The organism is Comamonas testosteroni ATCC 11996, assembly GCF_000241525.1.
GTDB classification, from domain to species: domain Bacteria; phylum Pseudomonadota; class Gammaproteobacteria; order Burkholderiales; family Burkholderiaceae_C; genus Comamonas; species Comamonas testosteroni.
Genome location: NZ_AHIL01000049.1, coordinates 41,505 through 67,091, shown reverse-complemented (window position 1 = coordinate 67,091; position 25,587 = coordinate 41,505). Strand labels below are relative to the sequence as shown.

The following is a 25,587-nucleotide window of genomic DNA, read 5'->3' as shown; positions in this document are numbered from 1 at the left end:
CAGGGCGCGCCTGGGCGTCCTGTTCTGGGGTGCGTGAAATCGGGCGGGGCGATGGCCCCGCAGGGCCGCTCAGTCGGGCAGGCCCTGTGCCAGCGCCTGGGCCTGATCCCGGCTGTAGCCCAGCGCCGTCAGAATCTCCAGGCTGTGCTCGCCCAGTCTGGGGGGCGAGAGGCGCACCTGCAGGTGCTTGCCGTCCAGGGTCAGCGGCAGCAGCACGGTCTTGCTGTCGCGGCCGTCCGGCAAGGTGATGGGGGCCAGCGCTCCGGTGGCGTTCAGGTGCGGGTCCTCGAGCAGATCGTGCGGGCGGGCGATGGGCGCAAACGGCAGGCCCTTGTCCTCGAAGACCTGGGCGATATGCGCGGCGCTGTATCCGGCCATGGTTTCGCGCAGCAGCGGCATCAGCCAGCTGCGGGCCTGCACGCGGTCGTTGTTGCTGCCAAGGCGCGGATCGTCACGCAGCTGCTCCAGGCCGAAGGCGTTGCAGAACTCGCGCCATGCGCCGTCGCTGACCACGGCCAGAAAGATCTGCTCGCCGCCCTGGACTTCGAACACGTCGTAGATCGCCCAGGCCGAGATGCGCGCGGGCATGGGGGCTGCGGGCTTGCCGGTCACCGCGTACTGCATCATGTGCTGGGCGATCAGGAACACATTGTTCTCGAACAGTGCGCTTTGCACTTCCTGGCCCTTGCCGGTCTTTTCGCGCTGGGCCAGGGCTGCCATGGCTCCCATGGCGCCGAACATGCCGCCCATGATGTCGTTGACACTGGTGCCCGCGCGCAGCGGGTCGCCGGGCCGGCCTGTCATATAGGCCAGGCCCCCCATCATCTGCACCACCTCGTCAAGTGCCGTGCGGTGCTCGTAGGGGCCGGGCAGAAAGCCCTTGTGGCTGACATAGATGAGGCGTGGAAACTGCTGCTTGAGGCTTTCGTAGTCGAGACCCAGCTTGGTCATGGTGCCGGGCTTGAAGTTCTCGGTCACCACATCGGCCGTGGCGATCAGCCGCAGCGCGGCTTCCTTGCCTTCGGGGGTCTGCAGATCCAGCGTCAGGCTTTTCTTGTTGCGGTTGAACAGCGGGAAAAAGCCCGAGCCCGAGCCCAGCAGCTTGCGCGTGGCATCGCCGTTGCGGCCGTGGCCCACGGGCTCGACCTTGATGACTTCGGCGCCCAGGTCGGCCAGCATCAGGCCGCAGCTGGGGCCCATGACCATATGGGTGAATTCCACCACGCGGATGCCGGCATAGGGCAGGGGAGCTGCGCCGGTGTCGGCGGATTCGGTTGAGGAGTACATATTCATCTCTTGTGGTGCTCGGCTCGTCGGTGAGCCGAAGCGTGATCAGTAACGGTGAGGCACAAAGCCCTTGGGCAGGCCTGCGGGTGGCAGCATGCCGTACAGCGCCTCTCCCGGCAGACCGGCGGCCAGCGTTTCTCGCGCTGCAAGCAATCGCTCAATATCAATGCCGGTGCGCAGTCCCATGGCTTCGAACATGAAGACCAGATCTTCGGTCACCACATTGCCCGAAGCGCCGGGGGCATAGGGGCAGCCGCCCAGCCCGGCCTGGGAAGCGTCGAAAGTGCGCACACCTGCCTCATAGGCGGCCAGGCAGTTGGCCAGACCCAGGCCTCTGGTGTTGTGCATATGTGCGGCGCCGGCCCTGTCGCCGAGTTCGCTGCGCAGGCGAGTGAACAGGCGCTTGACCTGGGCCGGGTTGGCCATGCCTGTGGTGTCCGACAGCCCCGATTCGTCGGCTCCGGCGGCCACGCAGGCTGCAGCCAGGGCGATCACCTCGTCCTCGGGCACCAGGCCCTGCAAGGTGCAGCCGAAAGCGGTGGAGATGCCGGCCTCGATATGCACGGCAGGGGCCATCTCGTCGCGAAGCCTGGCGATGGCGCGTACTTCCTCCACCATCTGTGCAGGCGTCTTGCGCACATTGGCCATGGAGTGCGCGGGGCTGGCCGATACGGGCAGCGTGATCTTGTGCGCGCCGGCGCGCATGGCGGCTTCGGCTCCCTTGAGGTTGGGCACCAGGGCCATGATGGTGACGCCGGGGTGGGTGACGGCGTGGCGCACGACCTCGGCGGCATCGGCCATCTGCGGCAGCAGCTTGGGCGAGACAAAGGAGCCGACCTCGATCTCCTGCACGCCCGCAGCCACCAGGGCGTCGATCCAGGCGTATTTATGGGCCGTGCTCATGGTGGCCGAGACCGACTGCAGGCCGTCGCGGGGGCCGACTTCGCTGATCAGGAGATCGAAGCGGTGGGGGAATGACATGGTTGCCTCACTTGGATTTCATACTTGCATTGCAGCTGGCACAATGCTTTAATGTCGTTCTATCTAATAGAACTTAATTCTTTCTATTGAAATATTGCCTTGCGTCCTGATGCCCTGTCAAGCTGAGGGGCAGGAGTTTTTATGCCGCGTAAATCCCTGAATGAATCCGTAGCCGACGAGAATGCCGCGCCTGGCGGTGTGGCCGCAGTGGACCGCGCCCTCAGCGTGCTAGGCGCATTCCAGGATGGCGATGCCGCGCTGAGCCTGGCCGAGCTGGCCGAGCGCACGCGCCTTTACAAGAGCACGGTGCTGCGATTGCTGGCCTCTCTGGAGCATGGCGGCTGGGTTCAGCGCCAGGATGACGGGCGCTATGCGGTGGGCTCGGCCGTGGCCAGGCTGCATGCGGTTTACGAACAGAGCTTCTCGCTGGACAAGCTGGTCATGCCGGTGCTGCGCGCACTGGTTCAGGCCACAGGCGAGAGCGCTGCCTACCATGTGCGCCAGGGGCGCGAGCGCCTGTGCCTGTACCGCGTGGATTCGCCGCATCCGGTACGCGACCATGCGCGTGCCGGCGATCTGCTGCCCCTGGACAAAGGCGCTGGCGGGCGCGTGCTGGTCGCTTTCGATCCTGAGCTGGGCGACTGGGTGAAGAAGCAGCGCAGCCACTATGCGCGTGTACGGGCCGATGGCTACGAAGCGCTGGTGGGCGACAGGCATAGCGAGATCGCCGGCATCTCGGCCCCGGTGTTCCGCCGCAGCGGCGAGCTGGCCGCTGCCCTGACGCTGACCATGCCAGCGCATCGCTATGACGAGCGCTATGTCAAAAACGTATTGCAGGCCGCGCGCGACCTGGGGGCGCAACTGCCGTAGCCACTGATGTCGCGGGATTCAAACGCATGGCGGGGGGGCAGTCTGCGAGGACGCCTGAATCACGGGCCTGCCGGCTCGGGCTGAAAGCCGGGCTCGCTGCGCACGCGCAAGAAGCGGGCAAAGCGCGGCAGGCCGCTTTTTTCGTGCAGGCCCTGGTAGCGGTAGGTGACCCAGCTGCCGAGCGCAGGCGGGGTTTTGCGCATCTGCGCTGTCAGTCCGGAGCCCAGTGAAAACTGCTTGCCGTCCGGGGTCTGCACCAGCAGCGCACCCGTCATGCCCTGCCATTGCCCGCGTCCGCTTTTGTAGCCTATGATCCGGGCTTCGGCATCATCGAAGGGCTTGAGCTTGAGCAGGTCGTCGCTGCGGCCCGGGCGATAGGGCGCGCTGCCTTTGTGCAGCATCAAGCCCTCGCCGCCGCCTTTGACGACCGTGTGCAGCCATTGCTGCAACTCGGCTTCCGAGCCCAGCTTGCGCTGCTCCACCATCTGCAGCCAGTCCTGGGAAATGACCCCGACGGTGCGCTGCAGCAGCGGCAGGCGCTGGTCAAAGCTGCCCGGAGCTGCGGGAAGATCAAACACCATGAATCTCATCTGGCGCCAGGCCCGATCGTCCGGGATGGCCTGTGCCGTGGTGGACTGGGCATGGGCAAACCGGCCGCGTCCGGCCCAGAGCTCGCCATCCATGGGGGTGGCCGGCCAATCCCGAACAAACCACTCTGGCGTCGCGATCCGCTGCCCGCCACGGCTGACGAGCTGGTGGCCGTTCCAGTAGCCGCGTACGCCGTCCAGTTTTTCGCTGACCCAGTAGTCCTGCAGCGGCAGGCCGCTGCGCCAGACCTGGGCCAGCATCAGCGAAGGCGGCTGGGCCGTGGTCTGGGCCCGCACGGCAGCAAAGCCCATGCAGAGGCAGGCGCAGACCAGACAGAGAATGCATTCCCGAAGGGATCGGTGCCGTGGTTCAGGCATGGCTATCTCCCGGTAAAGATGCAACTCATGCTAGAGCGCGGAGCCTGTGCTGTCGATGCGGGTACGAACCCATATCAAAGAACATAGCTATCAGCGGCTTATCTATAGGGATTGTGGTGATTCCAATGAAAAAGCCGCTGCAGCCAGGCAGCGGCTTTTGTCAAAGCGGCAGGGCCTTCAGTCGCGGCTGATGACGGCGCAGGCGATGCGCGCGCCGGCATTGCCCGTGGGCTGGGTGGTGTAGTCGTCGGGCTGGGCATGGACGATCACTGCCCGGCCTATGACATTGCCAGGGCCGGCCAGCAAGGTGATGTCTGCCGACTGTACGTTGGCGGTGGCCACGCCGTTGGAGTCGGCCTTCAGGCTTGGCAGATCGCCCATATGGTGCTGGGTCGAGTCATATTTGCCATGCGGATTGCCCAGCGGGTTGAAGTGGCCGGCAGCGGCATTGCCGTTGTCGCCGCAGTCGCCCTTGTCGTGGATGTGAAAGCCGTGCTCGGAATTGGGCTTGAGGCCGTGAATCACGGCATTGATCACGACCTGCTGGCCACTCTTCTGGGTGAATTTCACATCGCCGCTGACCTTGCTGCCCGAAGTGGCCTGCAATCTGGCGATGGCCTGGGCGGGCTGGGGCTCGGGGGTGCTGCACGCCGTCAGGGCAGCAGCGGATGCGGTCAGGATGAGAAAACGATATGGCATGTAAGCTCCTCTTGAATATTCGTCAGAACCATAGAGAAAACACTGTGAACCATAGCGTCAGTGCCTTGCCGCGCTTGTAGGGCAAGGGCCAAGATCTCGGCAGCGGTCCCCAAAAACAAAGCCCCGCCGGCTGCTGAAGCCTGCGGGGCTGGTGTCGTCAAAAGCCTGGGGCTCAGACCTGGTCGGCCGACAGGCCTGCGGTCTGGCTGAAGCCGCCGTCCACATAGGTGATCTCGGCGGTCACGCCGGAGGCCAGGTCGGACAGCAGGAAGGCAGCGACATTGCCCACGTCTTCAATGGTCACGTTGCGGCGCAGGGGCGCAGCATCGGCCACGCGGCCCAGCAGCTTGCCGAAGTCCTTGATGCCCGAGGCCGCCAGGGTCTTGATGGGGCCGGCGGAGATGCCGTTGGCGCGGATGGCGCGGCCGTCGGCAGTGCGGCCCACGGCTTCGGCCAGGTAGCGCACGGAAGCTTCCAGCGATGCCTTGGCCAGGCCCATGGTGTTGTAGTTGGGGATGGAGCGCAGAGCGCCCAGATAGGACAGCGTCAGCAGCGAGGACTTGTCGTTCAGGTAAGGCAGGGCCGCCTTGGCCATGGCGGGGAAGCTGTAGGCGCTGATATCGTGGGCGATCTTGAAGTTCTCGCGGCTCAGGCCGTCGAGGAAGTTGCCGGCAATGGCTTCACGGGGGGCAAAACCGATGGAGTGCACAAAGCCGTCGAACTTGCCCCAGGTGGCGCCCAGGTCGGCGAACAGCTTTTCGATCTGGGCGTCGTCGCCCACGTCGCAGTCGAACACCAGCTTGGAGTCGAAGTCGGCAGCAAATTCGGTAATGCGGTCCTTGAAGCGTTCACCCACATAGCTGAAAGCCAGTTCTGCGCCTTGCTCGTGGCAGGCCTTGGCAATGCCGTAGGCAATGGAACGGTTGGACAGAACGCCCGTGATCAGCAGCTTTTTACCGGCGAGAAAACCCATTGTTGTTCTCCAAAGAAAATTGAAAGAGATGATGGCTGCATCTGTGGCAGACGCGCCATCTTTGAAAACGTATCTGTACGAACTGGGTGCGAATCAGTCGGGGTAGGGCAGAATTGTCGCATGCGCCATTGGATGATTTGCTCAGCCCTGATTGTCAGCAGCCAAGTTGCCACACCTGCCCTGGCAGCACATGGCTATGCGCTCTGGGGTCAGCCCAAGTATGCGGCCGACTTCAAGCACTTTGACTATGTGAACCCTCAAGCGCCCAAGGGCGGCGAGCTGCGCATGGTCAGCAATCTGCGCTATTCGACCTTCGACAAGTACAACCCCTTCACGATCAAGGGCTCGCCGCCCGCCTATCTGGCGGACATGCTGTTCGAGACCTTGCTGACTCCCAGTCTCGACGAGACGGCGACGGGCTACGGCCTGCTGGCCGAGGATGTGGAGGTGGCGGCCGACGGCCTGTCCGCGACCTTCAAACTGCGCAAACAGGCGCGCTTTCACAACGGCAAGCCGGTGCTGGCTCAGGATGTGAAGCACAGCTACGAGACGCTGCTGAGCAAATATGTCTCGCCCGGCTACAAGACGCTGTTTGCCGAGGTGGCCGGCTGTGACGTGATCGACGAGCGCACGGTGCGCTTTCGCTTCAAGAAGCCCAATCGTGACCTGCCGCTGACCGTGGGCACCCTGCTGCCGGTGTTCAGCCGCGACTGGGGGCTGGGCGCCGATGGCAAGCCCAAGGCCTTTGACCAGGTGGTGATGGACACGCCGATCGGCAGCGGGCCCTACAAGATCGGTCCGGTCAAGTTCGGCAAGGACATCAGCTATGTGCGCGACGCGGGCTACTGGGGGGCAGCCTTGCCGGTGCGTGTCGGCCTGGCCAACTTCGACCGCATCACCATCAAGATCTACAAGGACGGAACGGCGCGGCTGGAGGCGCTCAAGGCCGGCGAGTTCGATCTCATGCGCATCAATAGCGCGGGTGACTGGGCCAGGCGGTTGACGGGGCGGCGCTTTGCCTCGGGCGAGCTGGTCAAGGGCGCATTCGAGAATAAGCTGCCCTCAGGTTTTCAGAGCTTTTTCCTGAACCTGCGCCGCGAGCAGCTCAAGGATGTGCGCGTGCGCGAGGCCTTGGGTCTGGCCTATGACTACGAGTGGATGAACCGCCAGATGTTCTACGGCGCCTACCAGCGCGTGCACGGGTTGTTCGGCAACACGGCGTGCGAGACCCGGGGCGAACCCACCGAGGCGGAGCTGGCCCTGCTCACCCCTTTCAAGACCAGCCTGCCGCCCGCCACGCTGGGGCCCATGGCCCAGCCGCCACGCACCGATACGGGCGACGGCCTGCGCGGCAATCTGCGCCGCGCGCAGAAGCTGCTGGCCGATGCAGGCTGGACGGTCAGGGGCGGAGCCTTGCGCAACGCCAGCGGCGAGCCCATGGTGCTGGAGTATCTGGACAGCAGTGAGAGCGGCGTCAAGATCGTCAGCAGCTGGATGCGCAATCTGGAAAAGCTGGGCATCACGCTCAAGGTGCGCAATGTGGACTACGCGCTCTATCAGCAGCGCATGGACAAATACGACTTCGACATCGTGACGCTGAACGTGCCCGGTACGCACAACCCGGGTCAGGAATATGCCGAGCTGTTTGGCAGCGCCGCCGCCGATGTGGAGGGAGCCTCGAACTATGTCGGCCTCAAGAGCAAGGCGGTGGATGCCATCATCGCCCAGATGGCTGCGGCCAAGTCCGAGCAGCAGATGCTGCCCGCCTGCCATGCGCTGGAGCGCATCATCGTGCACGGCCATTACCTTATCCCGCAGTACTACTCGGGCACGCACCGCATGGTCTATGACGCCTGGAGGCTGGCGCTGCCGGGGCAGATTCCGGCCTATTCGCCGGGCGAGCTATGGGCGGTCTATGCCTGGTGGGCCAAGTGAAGTCGCCCCCACGCTCCACCGTTGCACGGGTTGCTGTCCCCCGAGGGGGCTGGCCTTGCTTGGGGCGGCCCGGCGCTGCGGCTGAAAACAAGGGTTGATCGAAGATGTTTGCCTATATTCTCAAACGTATTTTGCTGATGATCCCCACGCTGCTGGGCGTGCTGCTGCTGACCTTTGTGGTCATCCAGTTTGTGCCCGGCGGCCCGGTGGAGCAGTATCTGGCCGAGGCCAAGGCTGGCGCTGGACATGGAGCCGAAGGCGCTTCCATGAGCTATCGCGGCGGCCAGGGCGTGGATCCCAAGCGCCTGGAGGAGATCAAGGCGCTGTACGGCTTTGACAAGCCGCCGGTCGAACGGTTCGTGCAGATGCTGGGCCAGTTTGCGCGCTTCGATCTGGGTACCAGCTTTTTTCAGAACAAAAGCGTCTGGGCGCTGGTCAAGGAAAAGCTGCCGGTCTCCATCAGCCTGGGCCTGTGGACGTTTTTCATCAGCTATCTGGTGGCTGTGCCGCTGGGCGTGGCCAAGGCCGTGCGAGCGGGCTCACGCTTCGATCTGGCGACCACCATTGTGATTCTCATCGGCTATGCCATCCCTGGCTTTGTGCTGGGTGTGGCGCTGCTGGTCATCTTTGGCGGGCAGCTGCAGTGGTTTCCGCTGCGCGGGCTGACATCGGCCAATTTCGACGAGCTCAGCACCATGGGCAAGGTGGCGGACTATCTCTGGCATATCGCGCTGCCCGTGACGGCCATGGTGGCCGGCAGCTTTGCCGTGACAGCCATGCTGACCAAGAACTCGTTTCTTGAGGAGATCCGCAAGCAGTATGTGCTGACGGCCCGCGCCAAGGGCCTGTCCGAGCGCCAGGTGCTCTACAAGCATGTGTTTCGCAATGCGCTGATTCCCATCGTTACGGGCTTTCCCTCGGCTTTCATCGGTGCCTTCTTTGCCGGGGCGCTGCTGATCGAGACCCTGTTCTCGCTCGACGGTCTGGGTCTGCTCAGCTACGAAAGCGTGATCCGGCGCGACTTTCCCGTGGTGCTGGGCACGCTTTATCTGTTCACGCTGATCGGCCTGGTGACCAAGCTCATCAGCGATCTTTGCTATGTCTGGGTGGACCCCCGGGTCAAGTTTGACTGATTTATGCAAGATAAGCCTCAAACCAATGCCCCGCAAGCGCAAGAAGCTATGAATACAGGAGTAGAGCGCGCGCCGGCGGCGCCTGCTGCCCAATCCGAATCCCCAGGGCGTCGGGCCTGGAGGCGTTTCAAATCCAACCGGCTGGGCTTTGTCAGCCTGCTGATCTTCTCGGTGCTGGTGGTGCTCAGCCTGTTTGCCGAGTTGCTGTCCAACGACAAGCCGCTCATCGTGCGCTATGAGGGGCAGACCTATCTGCCGCTGCTGCACGATTACCCGGAAACCACGTTTGGCGGCGATTTCCATACGCCTACCGACTATCTGGACCCCTTCATCCGGCAAAAGCTCGGTGAGGGCGATAACTGGGCGATCTTCCCGCTCAACCGCTATGGCAAGTCCACCATCAACTACTTTGCCAAGTCTCCCAACCCTTCTGCACCGTCGGCGGACAACTGGCTGGGCACCGATGACCGGGGGCGCGATCTGCTGGCGCAGCTCATCTACGGTTTTCGCGTCAGCGTGCTGTTCGGCCTGGCGTTGACGGCCGTGGGCGTGCTGCTGGGCGTGCTGGCGGGGGCGGTGCAGGGCTTCTTTGGCGGCAGGACGGATCTGGCCTTTCAGCGCCTGACGGAAATCTGGGGCTCCATGCCCGAGCTCTACCTGCTCATCATCTTCAGTGCGCTGTTTGCGCCCAGTGTCTCGCTGCTGCTGATCCTGCTGAGCCTGTTTGGCTGGATGGGGCTGGCCGACTATGTGCGCGCCGAGTTTCTGCGCAACCGCCAGCTCGACTATGTGAAATCCGCCCAGGCGCTGGGTGCCAGCAATCGCTCCATCATCTTTCGCCACATCCTGCCCAACAGCATGACGCCGGTGATCACTTTTCTGCCATTCCGCATGAGCGGGGCCATCCTGGCGCTGACCTCGCTGGATTTCCTGGGCCTGGGTGTTCCCCCGGGCACGCCCAGCCTGGGCGAGCTGCTGAGTCAGGGCAAGAACAATATCGATGCCTGGTGGATATCCCTGTCCACCTTTGGCGTGCTGGTCATCACACTGCTGCTGCTGACCTTCATGGGGGATGCCCTGCGCGATGCGCTGGACCCGCGCAAGCAGGCGCGCACGCATGCAGCAAAGCGCGCGGGAGGCAAGCCATGAGCCAGGAGAAATACGGGATGGAGAGCCGCAGCCAGCTGCTGAGCGTGCATGATCTGAGCGTGTCTTTTGCTGGCAAGCCCGTGGTGCAGGATGTGAGTTTCGAGCTGGCGGCCGGTGAAAAGCTGGCACTGGTGGGGGAATCCGGCTCGGGCAAGTCGGTCACGGCGCTGTCGCTGCTGCGCCTGGTGGGCGATGCGCAACTGGGTGGCCGGGCCCTGCTGGACGGGCGCGATCTGCTGGGGCTTTCGGAGCGCGAGATGCAGGGCATACGCGGCGGCGATATCGCCATGATCTTTCAGGAGCCGATGACGGCGCTGAACCCGCTGATGACCGTGGGCGCGCAGGTCGCCGAGGTGCTGCAGCTCAAGCAGGCACTGAGCCGTGCCCAGGCCTTGGAGCAGGCGGTGGAGCTGCTGGCCACGACCGGCATTCCCGAGCCTGGACGCAGGGCGCAGAGCTTTCCGCACCAGCTCAGCGGCGGCCAGCGTCAGCGCGCCATGATTGCCATGGCCCTGGCCAGTCGTCCCCGGCTGCTGCTGGCCGACGAGCCGACGACGGCGCTCGATGTGACGCTGCGTGGCCAGATCCTGGATCTGCTGGCGGATCTGCAGCGGCAGACCGGCATGGCCGTGCTGATGATCACGCATGACCTGAACCTGGTGCGCCGCTTCGCCGACCGCGTGGCGGTCATGGAAAAAGGCCGTCTCGTGGAGCAGGGCGCTGTGGCCGATCTCATGCAGAACCCGCAGCATGCCTATACCCGCAAGCTGCTGGCCAGTCGGCCGGTGCGCAATGTGGTTGAGGGCCTCGAGCCGGCCGGCGAGGCGGCCGTGGTCCAGACCCGGGCCCTGCAGGTGAGCTATGCCACACCCTTGCCCGGCATTCGTGGCTGGTTCAAAAAAGGCGCATTCGTGGCGGTCAAGGGCGCGGATATGCTGCTGCGCCCGGGCCGCACCCTGGGCGTGATCGGTGAATCGGGCTCGGGAAAATCCACGCTGGCCCAGGCCGTGCTGGGGCTGTTGCCGGTGGCCGGGGAGCTGCAGGTGGCCGGCAGGCCGTGGCAGCAGCCGGCCATCCGCAACAGCGCGGCCAATCTGGCGCTGCGGCGCAAGATCCAGGTGGTGTTTCAGGATCCGTTTTCTTCGCTGTCGCCGCGCATGACGGTGGAAGAGATCGTCGGTGAAGGCCTGCAGATTCATGCGCCCGAGCTCGCCGCCGGGCTGCGGCGCGAGCGCGTGCTCCAGATGCTGGAAGAGGTGGGGCTGACCGAGGCCCAGTTTCCCGGCCTGCTGCAGCGCTATCCGCATGAATTCTCGGGCGGGCAGCGGCAGCGCCTGGCGATTTCACGAGCTCTCATCATGGAGCCCGAGGTGCTGGTACTGGATGAGCCCACCAGTGCGCTCGACGTCACCATTCAGCAGCAAGTGCTGGCCCTGCTGCAGCGGCTGCAAAAGGAGCGTGGTCTGGCCTATCTGCTCATCACCCACGATGTGGATGTGATTCGCGCCATGGCCCATGAGGTGCTGGTCATGAAGGACGGGCAGATCGTGGAGCAGGGTGGGGTGCAGGCGGTGCTCACGGCGCCGCAGCAGTCCTATACGCGTCAGCTGGTCGAGGCCGCCGGGGTCGTTGCCGAGTCGCCGGCGGTCTGAAGGTGATGGCGGGCAGCGCTTTCCCTTCAAGGGTTTGAGGCGTTGAACACCTGCAATTGCTGTCGATTCACTGATTCGTGAGGCAGGCATTCGCTGAAAAACACTGAATCCGCACTCGAAAGTTTGTATTTATTTGGCGCGAATTCTCTGGCTGTGGCCTAATTGATCCTTTTCAACCTCCCAATTGAGAATTCGACATGGGCAATAAGATCGTTACCGAAGCAGACCGCAAGGCCACTCCCCGTCCCCAGGCACCCAATGGCGTGACCCTGCCCACTCCCGGCCGTGGCCAGCGCGTGAGCCTGGAGCGTGGTTCGCACACTCGCAGCAAGAAGCAGCCCGGCAAGCGCCACGGCTAATTCCTGCAGCAGGCTGCGCCCTGGTGTGCGGCCCGCAAAAAAGCCCTCGTCACTTCGGTGCGAGGGCTTTTTGCTTTTCACGGCTTCAGAGCGCTGGTTCGCTCATCCCTGCAGATTCTTCAGCTTGCGGCGCAATTGCTGCACTTCCTCGATGAGATCGGTGGTCAGGGCGGCGAGCTGAGGGTCGGCGTCGAAGCTGTGTTCCAGTTGGGCAATGCGGCGTGCACGCACCAGCGTCTGGCTGCTGAAGCGCCATTGCTCGTGGCTGATCTCGCGCAGCTGACCTTCGTTGTCGTAGCTGATGACGCCTGTCTGCACATGCTCTATCACCCATTGCGGGCTGGTGCAGCAATGGCGCGCCAGCTCGTGCAGATCAAGCACGGCCTGCTCCAGCAGCTCGGCAGGTTCGTAGAAAGGGTAGTGGGAGGTGCTCATGGGAAAACCTTTCAACTCAGGCTGCGGGCATCGAACTGCGGGAAGGCCTTGGCAAAGTCGGCATAGGCCTGCTTTTGCTCGGGCGTCGCGGCGGGCGGGAAGACCACATCCAGCACCAGATACAGATCACCCGGCGTGGCGGCAGGCAGGCCCTTGCCCTTGAGGCGCAGCTTGCGGCCCGAGCGATAGCCGGCAGGCACGGTGACTTCCAGCTCTCCGGCCAGCGTCTTGAAGCGCACGGGGCCGCCCAGCTCGGCCTCCCAGGGCGCGAGCGGCACGCGCTGGTAGACATCCTTGCCCTCGGACCACCAGCGTGGGTCGCTGCGAAAGTGCACCTCCAGCAGCAGATCGCCCGGGGCACCCTTGCCCAGGCCGGGGTTGCCCTGGCCGGCAAGGCGAATCATCTGGCCCTCGCGCACGCCTTTGGGAATGGTGACCTGCAGCTCCTTGTCCTTGTAGGTGGGGATGCCTTGTTCGTCGAGTACGGTGGCACGCAGATGCAGCGAGCGCACGGCTCCGCTATAGCTGTCCTGCAGATCAAGCTCTATGCTGGCATGCTGGTCCTGGCCGCGCATATCGGGTGTGCTGCTCGCGCCTTGCTGGCCCTGATGGCGCCGTGCACGAGCGGCCTGGCCGAACATCTGCGAGAAGAAATCGCTGAAATCGGCGTCGCTGCCGGCATTGCCCTGGCTGCTGAAGTGAAAATCCTGCTGATCCCAGTCTGGCGGCGGGCGAAAGCCTCCGCCGCCCTGGGCTCTGGCGTTTTGCGCAAACTGCATCTCGTCGCCCATGGCGTCGTAGGCGGCGCGCTTTTCGGGGTCGGAGAGTACGGTGTTGGCTTCGTTGACCTCGGCCATGCGAGCGTCCGCATCTTTTTCCTTGCTGATGTCGGGGTGGTATTTGCGGGCGAGCTTGCGATAGGCCTTCTTGATGTCCTCGGTGGAGGCCTTTTTGTCCACGCCAAGTATCTTGTAATAGTCCTTGTAATCCATGGAGTCACCAATCTTCTTGTCGAAAGAAGGGCGCAAGCCAGCTGCTATGGCTGCTGCCATTGCCGCGCCCGGGTTCAGGAAAATAATAGGGATAGAGTGCGGCAGCTTCAAGGGTCTCAATGCGCGCTGGTCGGGTGATGACCGGGGTTTGAGTCCTTGGGGGCATCTGGCGCTACCATTGCGGGGATCAATGCAGGGGCGTGTGCGAAGGCCTGCCCAGAGTTTGTGAAATGAAACAAGAAATTACAAAAGCAGACGCATGGCTGGTTGTCTGCCTCTGTGCAGACTGGTGCGGTACCTGTAAACAGTACCGGCAGCCCTTCGAGGCTCTTGCTGCCCAGTTTCCGCAGATGCGTTTTGTCTGGCTCGATGTGGAAGACCGCGAGGATGTCGCTGGCGATCTGGACATAGAGACCTTTCCGTCCATTTTGGTGGCGCAGGGCGAGCAGGCCAGATTCCTGGGACCTGTGCTTCCGCAGACGGGGGTGCTGGCGCGGATGCTGCAATCCCTGCCCGCCGATGCAGCGGCGAGGCCTGCCGATGTGCAGGAGGCTCAGGATTTGCTGCAGCGATTGTTGCGCGCCGATGACCTGCAGGAAGTCTTGCGTTGATCGCTGTTTTATGCGAGACACTTTTTGCGAAAACAATGGTTTGCGGCTACAATCACGGCTTCACGACCAAACGGGCGGGTACATACCGCCCGTTTTTTTGGGCAATTCATGGCGAAACCTGTTTTTGACAGAGCTAAGTCCATGATTTGACAGATTTTTCGGGATTGAACTGAATACACGTGGCACTACAGCAAATCGTTGAACAAACCGTGACAGGTCTGGGCTATGACCTGGTTGAAATCGAGCGCTCGGCCGGTGGCCTGCTGCGCATCACGATTGATTTGCCTTGGCAGGCGCCGGAGGAAGGTGCGCCTGAGCTGCCCGAGCAGTTCGTGACAGTGGAAGACTGCGAAAAAGTCACGCGCCAGCTTCAGTTTGCGCTGGAAGTCGATGGTGCGGACTACGCCCGCCTGGAGGTCTCTTCTCCAGGCATTGATCGTTTGCTGCGCCATGAGCAGGACTTCATCCGCTTTGAAGGCTCGGAGGTGGATCTGACGCTCAAGGCTCCCATCGGGGCTGCTGGTGGCGACAAGATCAATGCAAACCGCAAGAAATTTCGTGGCACGCTGGAACGGACTGAAGAAGGTGGCTGGCAGATCGTCTGGAGCGATGAGCCGCCTCCCAAGCCGGGCGTGCGCGTCAGCAAGAAGCGTGAGCCAGCGCCGTTGAACGCCATGGGCTTTACGCTTGACGAGTTGCGCGAAGCTCGTCTGGCACCGATTGTGAATTTCAAAGGACGCGCAGCCAAGCCTGAATGAGGCAGCTGAAGCGTTGGAATCTTTTGGGGCAAAGAGGTCGCATGCAAATCCTCTTTGTGTGATTGAAATAGGAGAGTCGTCGCATGAATCGCGAACTGTTGATGTTGGTTGAAGCCATTTCGCGTGAAAAGAACGTGGAACGCGATGTGGTTTTTGGTGCCGTGGAATCCGCACTGGCACAGGCCACCAAGAAGCTGTACCAAGGTGAAGTAGACATCCGCGTGTCCATCGATCGCGAAAGCGGCGACTACGACACCTTCCGCCGCTGGGTGGTGGTGTCTGACGATGCCGGTCTGCAGAACCCCGACGCCGAAGAAATGCTGATGGATGCGGAAGACCGCGTGCCCGGCATTCAAATTGGTGAGTTCATTGAAGAGCAGATCGAGTCGCTGCCCATTGGCCGTATTGGTGCCATGGCTGCCAAGCAGGTCATCCTGCAGAAGATTCGCGACGCCGAGCGCGAAATGCTGCTCAACGAATTCCTGGCCCGTGGCGAGAAGATCTTCACCGGTACCGTCAAGCGCATGGACAAGGGCGACATCATTGTCGAATCCGGCCGTGTGGAAGGCCGGCTCAAGCGCGGCGAGATGATCCCCAAGGAAAATCTGCGCAATGGCGACCGAGTGCGTGCCATGATCATGGAAGTCGATGCCACCTTGCGCGGCGCTCCCATCCTGCTGTCGCGCTCGGCCCCCGAATTCATGGTGGAATTGTTCCGCAATGAAGTGCCCGAGATCGAGCAAGGCCTGCTGGAGATCAAGAGCTGCGCCCGTGACGCCGGCTCTCGTGCCAAGATCGCCGTACTGAGCCACGACAAGCGCGTGGATCCCATCGGCACCTGCGTCGGCGTGCGTGGTACCCGTGTGAACGCCGTGACCAACGAACTGGCCGGCGAGCGTGTGGATATCGTGCTGTGGTCCGAAGACCCCGCACAGTTCGTGATCGGTGCTCTGGCTCCTGCCAATGTCTCTTCCATCGTTGTGGATGAGGAAAAGCACGCCATGGACGTGGTGGTGGACGAGGAAAATCTGGCCATCGCCATCGGTCGCGGCGGTCAGAACGTACGTCTGGCCTCCGAGCTGACAGGCTGGAAGATCAACATCATGGACGCTGCCGAGTCTGCTCAGAAGCAGGCCGACGAGTCGGCTGTCTCGCGCAAGCTGTTCATGGAAAAGCTGGATGTGGACGAGGAAATCGCCAACATCCTGATCGAAGAAGGTTTCGAGACCCTGGAGGAAGTGGCCTATGTGCCGCTGCAGGAAATGCTCGAAATCGAATCCTTCGACGAAGAGACGGTGAACGAGCTGCGTAGCCGCGCCAAGGATGCACTGCTGAGTCAGGAAATTGCTCGCGAAGAAAATGTGAGCAAGGCATCCGAGGATCTGGTGTCTCTGGACGGCATGAGTGCCGAACTGCTGGACAAGCTGGCGCAAGCTGATGTGCACACCCGTGACGATCTGGCCGACCTGGCAATCGACGAGCTGACCGAAATCACCGGTCAGACTGCCGAAGAAGCCAAGGCCTTGATCATGAAGGCGCGTGAGCACTGGTTTACCGATGGGCAAGAGTAAGGTCAGGGAGGTACAGAGCATTTATGTCGAGTAATACGGTTGCAGAATTTGCGAAAGAGCGCAACACGACCCCTGATACCTTGCTGCAGCAGCTCAAGGCCGCCGGGGTTGACAAGGCCAATGCCGCTGATGCGCTGACCGAAGGTGACAAGCAGCGTTTGCTGTCTCACCTGCAGGCAAGCCATGGCAGCGGTGCCAAGAAGATCACGCTGACCAAGAAGTCCACCAGCGAAATCAAGCAGGCGGATTCATCGGGCCGTGCCCGTACGATTCAGGTGGAAGTGCGCAAGAAGCGCACTTTCGTGAAGCGGGAAGACACTCCCGCCGAGGCTCAGGCCAATGCGGAAAGCATGGCTAAGGCTGTGCAGGAGCGTGCCGCTAGTCAAGAGCTGGTACGCCGTGAAGAAGATGCTCGCCGCGAGGCCGAGCTGTTGAGCCATCAGGAAGAACAATTGGCCAAGGAACGTCAAGAGCGCGAAGAGCGCGAGCGCCGCGAGCGCGAAGCCGAGGAACGTGCTGCAGCCTATGCAGCCGCTGAAGTCGCCAAGGTGGCTGAAGCCAAGGCGGCAAAGGAAGAGGAAAAGCGCGAGCACGCCGCAGGCGCTGCTGCACGTGCTGCGGCCCAGGCCGATGCACGCGCCAAGGCGGAAGCCGAATCCCAGGCCAAGGCTGCTGAAGAAGCCAGCCGCGCCAAGGATCTGGATGAACGCCGCCGCAAGGCACTGGCCGAGGCGGAAGCCATCCGTGCCATGATGGCCGCGCCCAAGAAGGTGCTGGTTGCCAAGAAGCCCGAAGAGCCCAAGAAGGCTGCTCCGGTCGCTGCGGATGCCAAGAAGCCTGTTGCCGCCAAGGATGGCAACAAGCCTGCAGGCAGCGCTGGTGCAGCCAACGCCGGCGGCGGTGCCCGTCCTGGCAAGGAAGTCAAGTCTGCCAAGCTGTCTTCGAGCTGGTCCAACGATGCGGCCAAGAAGAAGGAAATCAAGACCCGTGGCGACAGCTCCGGTGGCGTCGCTGGCCGCTCCAACTGGCGCGGCGGACCCAGGGGTGGCCGTCGTGGCAATGACCGTCACGAGCAGCAACAGCAGCAGGCTCCCGAGTTCCGTCAGCTGGAGATCTCGGTGCCCGAGACCATCACCGTGGCCGAACTGGCCCACAAGATGGCCATCAAGGCATCCGAGGTCATCAAGGTTCTGATGAAGATGGGCCAGATGGTCACCATCAACCAGCCGCTGGACCAGGACACCGCCATGATCGTGGTGGAAGAAATGGGCCACACCGCCAAGGTGGCTGCGCTGGACGATCCCGAAGCCTTCACAGCCGAGGAAGTTTCCAACTCCGAAGCCGAGCAACTGCCCCGCGCTCCTGTGGTGACCGTCATGGGTCACGTGGACCACGGCAAGACCTCGCTGCTGGACTACATCCGCCGCACCAAGGTGGCGTCGGGCGAAGCCGGCGGCATCACGCAGCACATCGGTGCCTACCATGTGAAGACGCCTCGCGGCATCATCACCTTCCTGGACACTCCCGGTCACGAGGCCTTCACGGCCATGCGTGCTCGCGGTGCCAAGTCCACCGACATCGTGATTCTGGTGGCTGCTGCCGATGACGGCGTCATGCCCCAGACCAAGGAAGCCATCAAGCACGCCAAGGCGGCTGGTGTTCCCATCGTGGTGGCCATCACCAAGGCCGACAAGCCCGAAGCCAACCCCGACCGCGTCAAGCAGGAGCTGGTCGTGGAAGAGGTGCTGCCCGAAGAGTACGGCGGTGATTCTCCCTTCGTGGCCGTGTCCTCCAAGACCGGCCAGGGCATCGACGAGCTGCTGGAGCAAGTGCTGCTGCAGGCCGAGGTGCTGGAACTCAAGGCGCCGGTGGAAGCTGCTGCCAAGGGTATCGTGATCGAAGCCCAGCTGGACAAGGGCCGTGGTACCGTGGCTACGGTGCTGGTGCAGTCCGGTACGCTGAAGGTCGGCGACGTGGTGCTGGCAGGCCAGACCTATGGTCGTGTGCGAGCCATGCTCGACGAAGACGGCAAGCAGACCAAGGAAGCCGGTCCTTCCATCCCTGTCGAGATTCAGGGTCTGAACGAAGTGCCCATGGCTGGTGACGACTTCATGGTGCTGAGCGACGAACGCCGTGCCCGTGAAATCGCGACCTACCGCGCCGGCAAGTTCCGCAATACCAAGCTGGCCAAGCAGCAGGCTGCGAAGCTGGAAAACATGTTCGCCGAAATGTCCGCTGGCGATGTGCAGACTCTGCCCATCATCATCAAGGCCGACATGCAAGGCTCGCAGGAAGCTCTGGCAGCCTCGCTGCTCAAGCTGTCGACCGACGAGATCAAGGTTCAGCTGGTGTACTCCGGCGTGGGCGGTATCTCCGAGTCCGACGTCAACCTGGCTCTGGCTTCCAAGGCCATCATCATCGGCTTCAACGTGCGTGCGGATGCTCAGGCCCGCAAGACCGCTGAAGGCAACGATGTCGACGTGCGCTACTACAACATCATCTACGACGCCGTGGATGAGGTGAAGGCTGCGATGTCGGGCATGCTGGCTCCCGAGAAGCGCGAAGAGATCATCGGTATGGCCGAGATCCGCACCGTGTTCGTGGCGACGAAGATCGGCACCATTGCCGGCTCGTACATCACGCAAGGTCACGTCACCCGCAACGCACACTTCCGTCTGCTGCGCGACAACGTGGTCATCTACACGGGCGAGATCGAGTCGCTGCGCCGCCTCAAGGACGATGTCAAGGAAGTCAAGGAAGGCTTCGAGTGCGGTATCAAGCTGCGCAACTACAACGACATCAAGGAAGGCGACGTGCTGGAAGTCTTCGAGATCAAGGAAATCGCTCGTACGCTGTAAAAGCAATAGCTGCTAGCGCCTGCTGCGCAAGGGTTTGAGGCTGAAAACGCCTTGAACTCCTTGTGCAGCAAGCGCAAATAGCTCCTTTTTTATTCATGGCAACCAAACGCAAATCTGCTGCACCCAACCGCAGCTTCAAAGTTTCCGACCAGATCCAGCGTGATCTGTCGGAGCTGATCGCCCGCGAGTTGAAGGACCCGCGCGTCGGCATGGTCACGCTGCAAGGCGTGGAGGTGACTCCTGACTATGCCCACGCCAAGGTGTTCTTCAGCGTGCTCGTCGGCGATCCCGAAGTGACGCTGGCTGCACTCAATCAGGCCGCAGGCTTTCTGCGCAACGGCCTGTTCAAGCGTCTGCACATTCATACCGTGCCCACGCTGCATTTCGTCTACGACCGCACTACAGAGCGCGCTGCCGACATGAACGCCTTGATCGCCAAGGCTGTGGCGTCGCGCGGACCCGAAGAGGAATAAGCACATGAACGCCCCTCGCACCCGGGTGCAGCGGCGCCCTGTGCATGGGGTGTTGCTGCTTGATAAACCGCTGGGCTGGTCCAGCAACGATATCTTGCAGAAGGTCAAGTGGCTGCTGCGCGCCGAAAAGGCCGGGCATACAGGCACGCTTGATCCGCTGGCCAGTGGCGTGCTGCCGCTGTGTTTCGGCGCTGCCACCAAATTCAGTCAGCTTCAGCTCGAAGCCGAGAAAACCTACGAAGCCATTGCCCGCCTGGGCCAGACCACGACCACGGCCGATGCCGAGGGCGATGTGGTGCTGGAGCGTGCCGTCGATCTGGCAGCCATCACGCCCGAGCGCCTGGCGCAGGTGCAGGCCCAGTTCACGGGCGACATCAAGCAGGTGCCGCCCATGCACAGTGCGCTGAAGAAGGACGGCAAGGCACTCTATGAATACGCCCGTGCGGGCGTGGAAGTGGAGCGCCCCGCACGCGATGTCACGATTCATGCATTGGATCTGACGCTGGTGCAGGACGATCAGGGGCATCCGGCCGTCAAGATGAGAGTGACCTGCAGCAAGGGCACTTACATCCGCACATTGGGCGAAGACGTGGGCGAGGCCCTGGGCTGTGGCGCCCATTTGCGTTTTCTGCGCCGTGTGGAAACCGGCGGTCTTGAAGTGTCGCGCTGCGTGACGCTGCAGGCGCTGGAAGCCATGAACGATGAAGAGCGCATCGCGCAGGTCCAGCCTGTGGATACCCTGCTGCATCGTCATGCCGTCGTCACCTTGGGTGAACAGGATGCAGGACGCTTTCTATCAGGCTTGCGCCGTCGAGGGTCTTGGGCTGATGCCCCGGCCGTGGCGGTGTATGGTGAGCGCCCGCATGCCCTTTTAGGGGTAGGCCGTGTGGCGAGCGGGGAGTTGATCCCCGAGCGCCTGCTCAGTCCGCTAGAAATTCAACAAATTTTGGAAGGAACGCCGCGTCCACAAGCAAGCGGCATTTTGGAAACATTATGAGCAAACAAATCCGCAACATTGCGATCATCGCGCACGTTGACCACGGTAAGACCACCATGGTGGACCAGCTGCTGCGCCAGTCCGGCACTTTTGCCGAGCACGAAAAAGTCGTCGACACCGTGATGGACAACCATGCCATCGAACGTGAGCGCGGCATCACCATTCTGGCCAAGAACTGTGCCGTGTCCTGGAAGGACACCCACATCAACATTCTCGACACGCCCGGTCACGCGGACTTCGGCGGCGAAGTGGAACGCGCCCTGTCCATGGTCGACGGCGTGGTGCTGCTGATCGACGCGCAAGAGGGCCCCATGCCCCAGACGCGCTTCGTGACCAAGAAGGCTCTGGCCCTGGGTCTGCGCCCCATCGTGGTGGTGAACAAGGTGGACAAGCCCGGTGCCAACCCCGACAAGGTGATCAACGCCGCTTTCGACCTGTTCGACAAGCTGGGCGCCACCGACGAGCAACTGGACTTCCCCGTGGTCTACGCCTCCGGCATCAACGGCTGGTCGTCCAAGGAAGAGGGCGAGCCCGGTGCCAAGTGGGGTGAGGACATGTCCGCCCTGTTCGACACCATCCTGGATCACGTGCCTTCCGTGCAGGGCGACGCCAGCGCTCCCCTGCAGCTGCAGGTCTCCGCTCTGGACTACTCCACCTTCGTGGGTCGTATCGGCGTGGGTCGCATCACCCAGGGCACGCTCAAGCCCGGTCAGCAAGTGGCTGTGATGGCCGGTCCTGACGGCAAGAGCTACAGCGGCAAGATCAACCAGGTGCATACCTTCCAGGGTATCGATCGCGTGCAGGCCACCGAAGCCGGTCCTTCCGAGATCGTGCTGATCAGCGGTATCGAAAACATCGGTATCGGCGAGACCGTCACCGACCCGGTCAATCCCCAGCCTCTGCCCATGCTGAAGATTGACGAGCCCACCCTGACCATGAACTTCTGCGTGAACACCTCGCCCCTGGCAGGTCGTGAAGGCAAGTTCGTGACCAGCCGCCAGATCTGGGACCGTCTGCAAAAGGAACTGCGCTCCAACGTGGCTCTGCGCGTCAAGGAAACCGACGAAGACGGTATCTTTGAAGTCTCCGGCCGTGGTGAACTGCACCTGACCATTTTGCTGGAAGAAATGCGCCGCGAAGGCTACGAGCTGGCCGTCTCCAAGCCCCGCGTCGTGATGCAGATGATCGACGGCGAAAAGCACGAGCCTATCGAGCTGGTGACTGCCGACATCGAAGAAGGCCACCAGGGCGGCGTGATGCAGGCACTGGGCGAGCGCAAGGGCGAGCTGGTGAACATGGAACCCGATGGCCGCGGTCGCGTCCGTCTGGAATACCGTATTCCTGCCCGTGGCCTGATCGGTTTCACCAACGAATTCCTGAACCTGACACGTGGTTCCGGTCTGATCGCCAACATCTTCGACAGCTACGAACCCCATAAGGGCGACATCGGCGGCCGCAAGAACGGCGTGCTGATCTCCATGGACGACGGTGAAATCTTCACCTACGCCCTGGGCAAGCTGGACGACCGTGGCCGCATGTTCGTGAAGGCCGGCGACCCCGTGTACGAAGGCATGATCATCGGTATCCACAGCCGCGACAACGACCTGGTGGTGAACGCCACGCGTACCAAGCAGCTGACCAACTTCCGCGTCAGCGGCAAGGAAGATGCAATCAAGATCACGCCTCCCATCGACCTGTCGCTGGAATACGGTGTGGAATTCATCGAAGACGACGAGCTGCTGGAAATCACCCCCACCAGCCTGCGCGTGCGCAAGCGTCACCTGAAGGAGCACGATCGCAAGCGTGCTTCGCGTGATGCGTAATTCACAAGCCCAGGCTGTGAATCCAGAAAAAGGCCCTTAGGGGCCTTTTTTATAGCACGTCTGCTGCCAGGCGGGCTGCTCATCTGCCTGACTCGATACATCGCAACCGCTGCGGTATCGATTCGTCGCCATGCGAGCAATGGGCAGAGTTGCTGCCGAGTTGTTGCCGGACTGCTGCCGAGTTTCAGCCGGGCTGTGGCAGTCAAGTGCTGCAGATGCTGACCTCACGGGTGCGGAGCGAAGTCTGGACGTCTGGCGCCGCAGCGCTGATGCAAGAGCAGGGGGAGGTGCTGAGTCGCGGGGGCGTCAGAAACAAAAAAACCGCATGGCAGCCATGCGGTTTTTGAGAACGGCCCTGTCTCGCGCCGTTGAGAAGCAGTCGATTTACTTCTGCGCCAGAATCCAGGCCACCAGCTTCTTGGCATCGGCGTCGTTCACCTGGGGATTGGCGGGCATGGGCACGGGGCCCCACACGCCGGAGCCGCCCTTGATGACTTTGGCAGCCAGCTTGTCTGCTGCATCCTTTTGGCCTGCATACTTGGCGGCCACATCCTTGAATGCGGGACCAACCAGCTTCTTGTCAACGGCGTGGCAGGCCATGCAGTTCTTGGACTGCGCCAGGGCCTGATCGGCCATGGCAGGGGCCACGGCAGCGGCGGAAAGGGCGAAAGCGATCAGAAATTGCTTCATCATGAGTTCCCAGGGTGCGGGGTTAAAGTTGATCTTTTAGCGCATTGTAGTGCTTGGGTTGTGTACTCTCCAGTGCACTCTGTGTTTTGGAAAATCAGCAAAAAAGGGGATGTATGTATCTGTTAGGTTTGGCGATCGTGTTGTCGCTGCTCAAGCTTGCGCAGATCGGGCCTGTCGCAGGCTGGAGCTGGTGGCCGATTCTGGGTATTTATGGCGCGGCTGCCGCCTGGTGGGCCTGGGCCGATGCTTCCGGCTATACCAAGCGCAAGGCCATGGAGAAGATGGACCAGCGCAAGAAAGAGCGTATCGAGCGTCAGAAGCAGGCCATGGCACCGGGCCAGCGACGTCGTTGAGCAGCGAATCAGACATCGTGATTGACGATGTCTTGCGATTGTTTTGCCTGACAGCCCGCCATGGGCTAGGCATCGCTGCCTTGCTGTGCTGGGCCATAATCCAAAGAATCATTTCCCGATAACGTCTTATAGCGAACCCCATGCCCGCATACCGTTCCAAAACCTCCACTGGCGGCCGCAACATGGCCGGTGCGCGCGCCCTGTGGCGTGCCACCGGCATGAAAGATGGCGATTTTGACAAGCCCATCATTGCGATTGCCAATTCCTTCACCCAGTTCGTGCCCGGCCATGTGCATCTGAAGGATCTGGGGCAACTGGTCGCGCGCGAGATCGAGGCGGCCGGCGGTGTGGCCAAGGAGTTCAACACCATCGCCGTGGACGATGGCATCGCCATGGGCCATGATGGCATGCTGTATTCGCTGCCCAGTCGCGACCTGATCGCGGACTCGGTCGAATACATGGTCAATGCCCATTGCGCCGATGCGCTGGTGTGCATCTCCAACTGCGACAAGATCACCCCCGGCATGCTGATGGCCGCGATGCGCCTGAACATTCCGGTGATCTTTGTTTCCGGCGGCCCCATGGAAGCCGGCAAGACCAAGTTGGCCAACCCCGAAACCAAGACCATCGAGTTCAAGAAGCTGGACCTGGTGGATGCCATGGTGATAGCGGCCGATCAGCGCTATTCCGACGCCGAAGTGGCCGAGGTGGAGCGCTCCGCCTGTCCGACCTGCGGTTCCTGCTCGGGCATGTTCACCGCCAATTCGATGAACTGCCTGACCGAAGCGCTGGGCCTGTCCCTGCCTGGCAACGGCACCGTGGTGGCCACGCATGCGGACCGCGAAGAGCTGTTCCTGCGCGCCGGCCGCCGCATCGTCGAGCTGGCCCGCGACTATTACGAGAACGACAACGACAGCGTGCTGCCACGCTCCGTGGGCTTCAAGGCGTTCGAGAACTGCATCACGCTGGACATCGCCATGGGTGGCTCCACCAATACCATCCTGCACCTGCTGGCCATCGCCCAGGAAGCGGGTATCGACTTCACCATGGCCGACATCGACCGCCTCTCGCGCGTCGTGCCCCAGCTGTGCAAGGTGGCGCCCAACACGCCCAAGTACCACATCGAAGACGTGCACCGCGCCGGCGGCATCATGGCCATCCTGGGCGAGCTGGACCGCGCCGGCAAGCTGCACACCGACGTGCCCACGGTGCATGCCAAGACCATGAAGGATGCGCTGGAGCAGTGGGACATCATGCGCACGCAGGACGAGTCCGTGCGTCACTTCTACATGGCCGGCCCGGCCGGCATTCCCACGCAGGTGGCGTTCAGCCAGAACACCCGCTGGCCCAGCCTGGACCTGGACCGTGCCGAAGGCTGCATCCGCAGCTACGAGCACGCTTTCAGCAAGGAAGGCGGCCTGGCCGTGCTGCGCGGCAATATTGCGCTGGACGGCTGCGTGGTGAAGTCCGCAGGTGTGGACGAATCGATCCTGGTGTTCGAAGGTCCGGCCCATGTGGTCGAGTCGCAGGACGAGGCCGTTGCCAACATCCTGGCCGACAAGGTCAAGGCCGGCGACGTGGTCATAGTGCGCTACGAAGGCCCCAAGGGCGGCCCCGGCATGCAGGAAATGCTCTATCCCACCAGCTACATCAAGTCCAAGGGGCTGGGCAAGGCCTGCGCGCTGCTGACGGATGGCCGCTTCTCGGGCGGTACCTCCGGTCTGTCCATCGGTCACTGCTCTCCCGAAGCGGCAGCCGGCGGCGCGATCGGTCTGGTGCAGAACGGCGACATCATCCGCATCGACATTCCCAACCGAAGCATCAACATGCTGGTCAGCGACGAAGAGCTGGAGCGCCGCCGTGAAGCGCAGAATGCCAAGGGCTGGAAGCCTGCCCAGGCGCGTCCCCGCAAGATCTCGGCGGCCCTCAAGGCCTATGCCAAGCTGGTGACCAGCGCCGACACCGGCGCCGTGCGCGATCTGACTCTGCTGGACGACTGAACGATCGCCGTTACGTTTGTTTC

At 62.4% G+C, this 25,587-nt stretch carries 23 protein-coding genes; 15 read left to right on the top strand and 8 right to left on the bottom strand.

Going from position 1 to position 25,587, the window contains the following annotated elements; genetic code table 11:
* Window positions 1-69: 69 nt before the first annotated feature.
* Both CTATCC11996_RS21670 and CTATCC11996_RS21665 read right to left on the bottom strand, forming a co-directional pair.
* A complete protein-coding gene (locus CTATCC11996_RS21670) occupies window positions 70-1,287 on the bottom strand; it encodes a CaiB/BaiF CoA transferase family protein (protein WP_003080514.1) in 1,218 nt (405 codons plus the stop codon).
* A 45-nt stretch (window positions 1,288-1,332) separates the two neighbouring features.
* The gene (locus CTATCC11996_RS21665; RefSeq protein ID WP_003080513.1) at window positions 1,333-2,268 is read right to left on the bottom strand and encodes a hydroxymethylglutaryl-CoA lyase; all 936 of its coding nucleotides are present in this window, start codon (window positions 2,266-2,268) and stop codon (window positions 1,333-1,335) included.
* 141 nt (window positions 2,269-2,409) lie between these two features.
* Here CTATCC11996_RS21665 and CTATCC11996_RS21660 point away from each other — a divergent pair, with 141 nt between their 5' ends.
* Window positions 2,410-3,138, top strand: a complete 729-nt coding sequence (locus CTATCC11996_RS21660) for an IclR family transcriptional regulator (RefSeq protein WP_003080511.1) — start codon at window positions 2,410-2,412, stop codon at window positions 3,136-3,138.
* Between the two features lie 59 nt (window positions 3,139-3,197).
* Here CTATCC11996_RS21660 and CTATCC11996_RS21655 read toward each other — a convergent pair whose 3' ends face one another.
* The 3 genes from CTATCC11996_RS21655 to fabI all read right to left on the bottom strand — a co-directional run bounded on the left by CTATCC11996_RS21655 (window position 3,198) and on the right by fabI (window position 5,775).
* A complete protein-coding gene (locus CTATCC11996_RS21655; RefSeq protein WP_080569927.1) occupies window positions 3,198-4,103 on the bottom strand; it encodes a DNA ligase in 906 nt (301 codons plus the stop codon).
* A 177-nt stretch (window positions 4,104-4,280) separates the two neighbouring features.
* Window positions 4,281-4,802, bottom strand: a complete 522-nt coding sequence (locus tag CTATCC11996_RS21650) for a superoxide dismutase family protein (RefSeq protein WP_003080507.1) — start codon at window positions 4,800-4,802, stop codon at window positions 4,281-4,283.
* Window positions 4,803-4,974: 172 nt separating this feature from the next.
* Window positions 4,975-5,775 (bottom strand): enoyl-ACP reductase FabI, encoded by an 801-nt coding sequence (gene fabI / locus CTATCC11996_RS21645; RefSeq protein ID WP_003063172.1) that lies wholly within the window; start codon window positions 5,773-5,775, stop codon window positions 4,975-4,977.
* 120 nt (window positions 5,776-5,895) lie between these two features.
* Here fabI and CTATCC11996_RS21640 point away from each other — a divergent pair, with 120 nt between their 5' ends.
* The 5 genes from CTATCC11996_RS21640 to CTATCC11996_RS25925 all read left to right on the top strand — a co-directional run bounded on the left by CTATCC11996_RS21640 (window position 5,896) and on the right by CTATCC11996_RS25925 (window position 12,003).
* Entirely contained in the window at window positions 5,896-7,710 is a 1,815-nt protein-coding gene (locus tag CTATCC11996_RS21640) for an extracellular solute-binding protein (RefSeq protein ID WP_003080504.1), read from the top strand.
* A 104-nt stretch (window positions 7,711-7,814) separates the two neighbouring features.
* Entirely contained in the window at window positions 7,815-8,843 is a 1,029-nt protein-coding gene (locus CTATCC11996_RS21635) for a microcin C ABC transporter permease YejB (protein WP_003080503.1), read from the top strand.
* Between the two features lie 48 nt (window positions 8,844-8,891).
* The gene (locus CTATCC11996_RS21630) at window positions 8,892-9,992 is read left to right on the top strand and encodes an ABC transporter permease (protein WP_003080501.1); all 1,101 of its coding nucleotides are present in this window, start codon (window positions 8,892-8,894) and stop codon (window positions 9,990-9,992) included.
* The gene (locus tag CTATCC11996_RS21625; RefSeq protein WP_034349994.1) at window positions 9,989-11,644 is read left to right on the top strand and encodes an ABC transporter ATP-binding protein; all 1,656 of its coding nucleotides are present in this window, start codon (window positions 9,989-9,991) and stop codon (window positions 11,642-11,644) included. The genes CTATCC11996_RS21630 and CTATCC11996_RS21625 overlap by 4 nt, the downstream gene beginning before the upstream one ends.
* A gap of 197 nt (window positions 11,645-11,841) precedes the next feature.
* On the top strand, window positions 11,842-12,003 hold the full coding sequence (locus CTATCC11996_RS25925; RefSeq protein ID WP_003056362.1) for a hypothetical protein: 162 nt from the start codon (window positions 11,842-11,844) through the stop codon (window positions 12,001-12,003).
* 102 nt (window positions 12,004-12,105) lie between these two features.
* Here CTATCC11996_RS25925 and CTATCC11996_RS21620 read toward each other — a convergent pair whose 3' ends face one another.
* Complete coding sequence (locus tag CTATCC11996_RS21620) at window positions 12,106-12,438, bottom strand: chaperone modulator CbpM (protein ID WP_003080495.1); 333 nt, start codon at window positions 12,436-12,438, stop codon at window positions 12,106-12,108.
* Between the two features lie 11 nt (window positions 12,439-12,449).
* Entirely contained in the window at window positions 12,450-13,430 is a 981-nt protein-coding gene (locus CTATCC11996_RS21615) for a DnaJ C-terminal domain-containing protein (protein WP_034350051.1), read from the bottom strand.
* Between the two features lie 230 nt (window positions 13,431-13,660).
* Between CTATCC11996_RS21615 and CTATCC11996_RS21610 the strand changes: the two genes are divergently transcribed.
* The 7 genes from CTATCC11996_RS21610 (at window position 13,661) to typA (ending at window position 22,521) form a co-directional block, all read left to right on the top strand.
* Entirely contained in the window at window positions 13,661-14,041 is a 381-nt protein-coding gene (locus tag CTATCC11996_RS21610; protein ID WP_034349992.1) for a thioredoxin family protein, read from the top strand.
* A gap of 179 nt (window positions 14,042-14,220) precedes the next feature.
* The gene (gene rimP / locus CTATCC11996_RS21605) at window positions 14,221-14,799 is read left to right on the top strand and encodes a ribosome maturation factor RimP (protein WP_003080490.1); all 579 of its coding nucleotides are present in this window, start codon (window positions 14,221-14,223) and stop codon (window positions 14,797-14,799) included.
* Window positions 14,800-14,882: 83 nt separating this feature from the next.
* A complete protein-coding gene (gene nusA / locus CTATCC11996_RS21600) occupies window positions 14,883-16,370 on the top strand; it encodes a transcription termination factor NusA (RefSeq protein ID WP_003080487.1) in 1,488 nt (495 codons plus the stop codon).
* A gap of 23 nt (window positions 16,371-16,393) precedes the next feature.
* Window positions 16,394-19,228: a translation initiation factor IF-2 gene (infB, locus tag CTATCC11996_RS21595; RefSeq protein ID WP_034349990.1), complete on the top strand. Its 2,835-nt coding sequence runs from the start codon at window positions 16,394-16,396 to the stop codon at window positions 19,226-19,228.
* A 95-nt stretch (window positions 19,229-19,323) separates the two neighbouring features.
* On the top strand, window positions 19,324-19,701 hold the full coding sequence (gene rbfA / locus CTATCC11996_RS21590) for a 30S ribosome-binding factor RbfA (protein WP_003080483.1): 378 nt from the start codon (window positions 19,324-19,326) through the stop codon (window positions 19,699-19,701).
* Between the two features lie 4 nt (window positions 19,702-19,705).
* Window positions 19,706-20,698, top strand: coding sequence for a tRNA pseudouridine(55) synthase TruB (gene truB, locus CTATCC11996_RS21585; protein WP_003080481.1), 993 nt, complete (start codon window positions 19,706-19,708; stop codon window positions 20,696-20,698).
* Window positions 20,695-22,521: a translational GTPase TypA gene (typA, locus tag CTATCC11996_RS21580; protein WP_003080479.1), complete on the top strand. Its 1,827-nt coding sequence runs from the start codon at window positions 20,695-20,697 to the stop codon at window positions 22,519-22,521. Before truB ends, typA begins: the two co-directional genes overlap by 4 nt.
* A 384-nt stretch (window positions 22,522-22,905) precedes the next feature.
* On the opposite strand, the gene CTATCC11996_RS21575 is transcribed toward typA, so the two are convergent.
* Window positions 22,906-23,211: a c-type cytochrome gene (locus CTATCC11996_RS21575; RefSeq protein ID WP_034350048.1), complete on the bottom strand. Its 306-nt coding sequence runs from the start codon at window positions 23,209-23,211 to the stop codon at window positions 22,906-22,908.
* Between the two features lie 113 nt (window positions 23,212-23,324).
* Here CTATCC11996_RS21575 and CTATCC11996_RS21570 point away from each other — a divergent pair, with 113 nt between their 5' ends.
* A complete protein-coding gene (locus tag CTATCC11996_RS21570) occupies window positions 23,325-23,564 on the top strand; it encodes a TIGR04438 family Trp-rich protein (protein WP_003080475.1) in 240 nt (79 codons plus the stop codon).
* Between the two features lie 140 nt (window positions 23,565-23,704).
* Complete coding sequence (gene ilvD / locus CTATCC11996_RS21565; RefSeq protein WP_003080473.1) at window positions 23,705-25,564, top strand: dihydroxy-acid dehydratase; 1,860 nt, start codon at window positions 23,705-23,707, stop codon at window positions 25,562-25,564.
* Window positions 25,565-25,587: the final 23 nt, after the last annotated feature.